4 protein-coding genes are annotated in these 3,268 nt (G+C 75.3%); 1 reads left to right on the forward strand and 3 read right to left on the reverse strand.

The features are described from left to right. Positions 1-316: 316 nt before the first annotated feature. From AC0CYZ_RS12110 to AC0CYZ_RS12120, 3 genes are read right to left on the reverse strand one after another with little or no spacing between them, the layout of a single operon-like run. Positions 317-1,567, reverse strand: a complete 1,251-nt coding sequence (locus AC0CYZ_RS12110) for an MFS transporter (RefSeq protein WP_472215606.1) — start codon at positions 1,565-1,567, stop codon at positions 317-319. Continuing rightward, positions 1,564-2,214, reverse strand: a complete 651-nt coding sequence (locus AC0CYZ_RS12115) for a GntR family transcriptional regulator (RefSeq protein WP_472215608.1) — start codon at positions 2,212-2,214, stop codon at positions 1,564-1,566. Before AC0CYZ_RS12115 ends, AC0CYZ_RS12110 begins: the two co-directional genes overlap by 4 nt. A gap of 54 nt (positions 2,215-2,268) precedes the next feature. Beyond that, positions 2,269-2,709, reverse strand: coding sequence for a GlcG/HbpS family heme-binding protein (locus AC0CYZ_RS12120; RefSeq protein ID WP_472215610.1), 441 nt, complete (start codon positions 2,707-2,709; stop codon positions 2,269-2,271). Between the two features lie 221 nt (positions 2,710-2,930). Between AC0CYZ_RS12120 and AC0CYZ_RS12125 the strand changes: the two genes are divergently transcribed. Further along, a partial coding sequence (locus AC0CYZ_RS12125) for an enoyl-CoA hydratase-related protein (protein ID WP_472215612.1) occupies positions 2,931-3,268 on the forward strand: 338 nt, incomplete at its 3' end.

Raw genomic sequence — 3,268 nt, forward strand, 5'->3', positions numbered from 1 at the left:
CCGCCTCCGGGCGCATCCGGCTCGACTCGATGGTCACCTCCCACCACCCGCTCGACGACGCCGTCGGGGCGCTGCTCGCGGCGCGGCGCGATCCGCTGGCGCTCAAGGCCGTGGTGCACCCGTCGCAGCGGTAGCGCCGAGCTGGGATCGGTCGCCGACCGCGTAGGCAGGTGATCATGCCGAGGGCACCGGGACGACTCCGGTGCCCTCGACATGATCAACGGCCTAGGCGACCCGGAGCGGGATCCTGCCCGCACCGGGCAGACGATCATGGAACGGTGCGCGGTGGGACGTGCAGGATTTCATGGTCAGTTGCCTACGCGGGATCGAGGCGCCGTCCGGAGGGCGCGCTCGCCCGCTGTCCCCACGCCACGACGACGAGGCACACCAGCGCCACGACGCCGAGGCCCGCGAACAGCGCGCTGTAGGACACGAGGGCGGCCAGCACCGCGAGGACGGCCGGCACGACGAAGCCGAGATAGGCCAGCGCGTAGAACACGGCCGTGAGCCCCGCGAGGTGGCGGGGCGGGGCGATCCGCTGCACCTCCGCGAGCCCGCTGACCAGCGCGAACCCGTACCCGACGCCGAGCACCGTCGCCGAGGCCACCGCGAGCCCGATCCCCGGCGCGGCGGCCGTGACCGCCGCCAGCGCCATCCCGACGGCGGCGAAGGCCTGGCCGATCATCCCGCCCCGGGCGTCGGCGAGCCCGAGCCGCTTCGCCGTGGTCTGCGCCGCGAACCCCGCGACCAGGGTCAGTGCCGTCATCAGGGCCGCGAAGGCGATGGCGCGCCCGGGGACGGCCCGCGCCACGAGCGCGGGGAGCACGGCGTAGGCGACGCCCGCGCAGGTGAAGACCCACGGCGCGACGGGCGCGACGACCGTCCGGAACTCGCGGTGCTCGCCGATCGGGACGCGCAGGTCGTCGCGGAGCCGCCGGGTGGGGGCCTGGCCGCGGTCGAGCGTCTCCGCGGTCCGCAGCGCGACGAGGCCCAGCGGGAGGCCCACCACGACGTGGACGACGTAGGAGAGCACCTCGGGCCAGGGTGCCCACTGCGCGAGCAGGCCGGCGGCCACCGGGCCGAGCAGGAAGCCCAGCGTCAGCGACATCGCGGCCCGGGACGCGCCCCCGGTCGCCGTCGCGCCCCGCAGCGAGGAGAGCTCGCTGATCCAGGTCGACCCGACCGCCATCGCGATCCCCAGCGCGACCCCGGCCAGGACGCGGCCCGCGAACAGCACCGGCACCACGTCGCCGCCCACCGCGAGCACGAGGCTCGCGAGGATCGCGACCGGCGGGGCGGCGAGCATGAGCGGCTTGCGGCCGAACCGGTCGGAGAGCGGACCGCCGACGAGCATGCCGGGGACGATCCCGAGCACGTAGGCGCCGAGCAGCACGTCGACGACCGCCGACGAGAATCCGCCGAGCTCGCGGTACATGACCATGAGCGGGGTGAACTGGTTGCCGCCCCAGGCGACGGTGAACAGGGCGAGCCCGACCGGCAGCCAGCCCGTCGAGCCCGCGACGCGGCCGGGCGTCGGATCGGGTCGGACCGTGGCTCTCGCCGTCATCGGGTGCCTCCTCGTCGGTGGGTGTGGTCGAGGTGCGTGACGAGGGCGCGCCCGAAGGCGGCGACGTCGCCGGCCGCGAGGAGGTCCCGCAGCTCGCGGTGCTCGTCGAGCACGGTGGCCGCCGCGGCGCTGCGGCCCCGCACGGAGTCGGCCGTCATGCGCTGCTGGCGCTCGCGCAACGTCCGGTAGAAGCCCGCGAGCAGGGAGTTCCGCCCGGCGTCGGCGACGAGGCGGTGGAACTCCGCGTCCGCCTCGGTGTACCCGGGGAGGTCGCCGGCCTCGAGTGACGCGTGCTGCCGGGCGATCACCGCGTCCAGCGCCTCGACGAGGGCGGCGAGATCGTCGGGGCGGGTGACGACGTCCGTCGCGGCGTGCGTCTCGAGCAGGGCACGCGCGTCGAGGACCTCGTCGATCTCGTGCGGCGCGACCGGGACGACCAGGGCGCCGCGCTTCGGGAAGAGGCGCAGCCACCCCTCGACCTCCAGGCGCAGGAACGCCTCGCGCACCGGGGTGCGGCTCACGCCCAGCGTCGTCGAGACCTCGCCCTCGCTCACCATGCGCCCGCCCTCGAGCTCGCCGGTGAGCACGCTGTCCTTCACGTGGCGGTACACGACCTCGGCGGCTGAGATACCGCTTGTGTCGGACATAGATACAACGTAACGGCGACGGCGGGCCGGAGCAACTCCGGCCCGGCCGACTCCTCAGTCCTCGGCGCCCGTCCGCGGGGTCAGGCCGGCCGCCCGGATGCCCGCGACGACCGCCTCCTCGTCGGCGGTCGACGCGTCGCCCGACGCGCCCACGGCCCCGATGACCTCGCCGTCGGCGTCGCACACGAACACCCCGCCGGGCACGGAGAAGACCTTCCCGCCGGCGAGGGCGGCGACCGAGGTGAAGAACTCGGGGGAGTCGGACGCGCGCGCGGCGATCGCCCGGCTGTCCATCATCAGGCCGATGACGCCGTGCGCCTTCGCGATCGCCACGTCCGGGCGCAGGAAGCCCGACCCGTCGGCGCGGCCGAGCGCGACCAGGTGGCCTCCGGTGTCGAGGACGGCGACGGTGAGGGGCTTGTACCCGGCCTCCCGGCCGTGGTCGAGGGCCGCGTCGACGATGGTGCGGGCGTGCTCGTAGGTCAGGGCGCTCATGGGCCGGGTGCCTACCACCCGACGGGGCCGCGGGCGCGCCGGAGCGACACACCGTGCGGCGGGACACGATCACATGGACGTCGGCCCCGGCGACGGTCCCGACTTCGCGGTCCGCGTCGACGGGTCGTCGGACTGGACGGCTGACCGGACTGGACCGCGTCCTGCGCGCGGCGGACGCGAGCGCGCTGGACGCCCGGTCGCACGGGTGATCTAGTCGGGTCATGACGACGTCCGTGGCCGCGACCGGCTCGGCCCTCCCCGAGCACCTCGAGACCCTCGCCGTGTACCGCGAGACCCCCGCCGCCCACGTGGCCGAGGTGTCGCTGACCGCGCGGGCCATGGCGCCCGCCTTCTTCGCCGAGCTGCCCGCCGTCGTGGCGGCGCTCGACGCCGACCCGGACGTCCGCGCGATCGTCGTCACCGGCGCCGAGGGCCGCTTCTCCTACGGGCTCGACCTGCGCGCGGCCACCGCGTCGCTGGGCAGCGTGCTCACCGACCCGACCGCCGGCGCCCGCGAGCAGTTCCTGCACCACCTGCGCGATCTCCAGCGCTCGATCAC

It is taken from the genome of Actinomycetospora sp., assembly GCF_055612215.1.

Coding starts and splice junctions, on each gene's coding strand:
- AC0CYZ_RS12115 (WP_472215608.1), bottom strand. CDS start 2,214: ATGTCCGACACAAGCGGTATCTCAGCCGCCGAGGTCGTGTACCGCCAC.
- AC0CYZ_RS12110 (WP_472215606.1), bottom strand. CDS start 1,567: ATGACGGCGAGAGCCACGGTCCGACCCGATCCGACGCCCGGCCGCGTC.
- AC0CYZ_RS12120 (WP_472215610.1), bottom strand. CDS start 2,709: ATGAGCGCCCTGACCTACGAGCACGCCCGCACCATCGTCGACGCGGCC.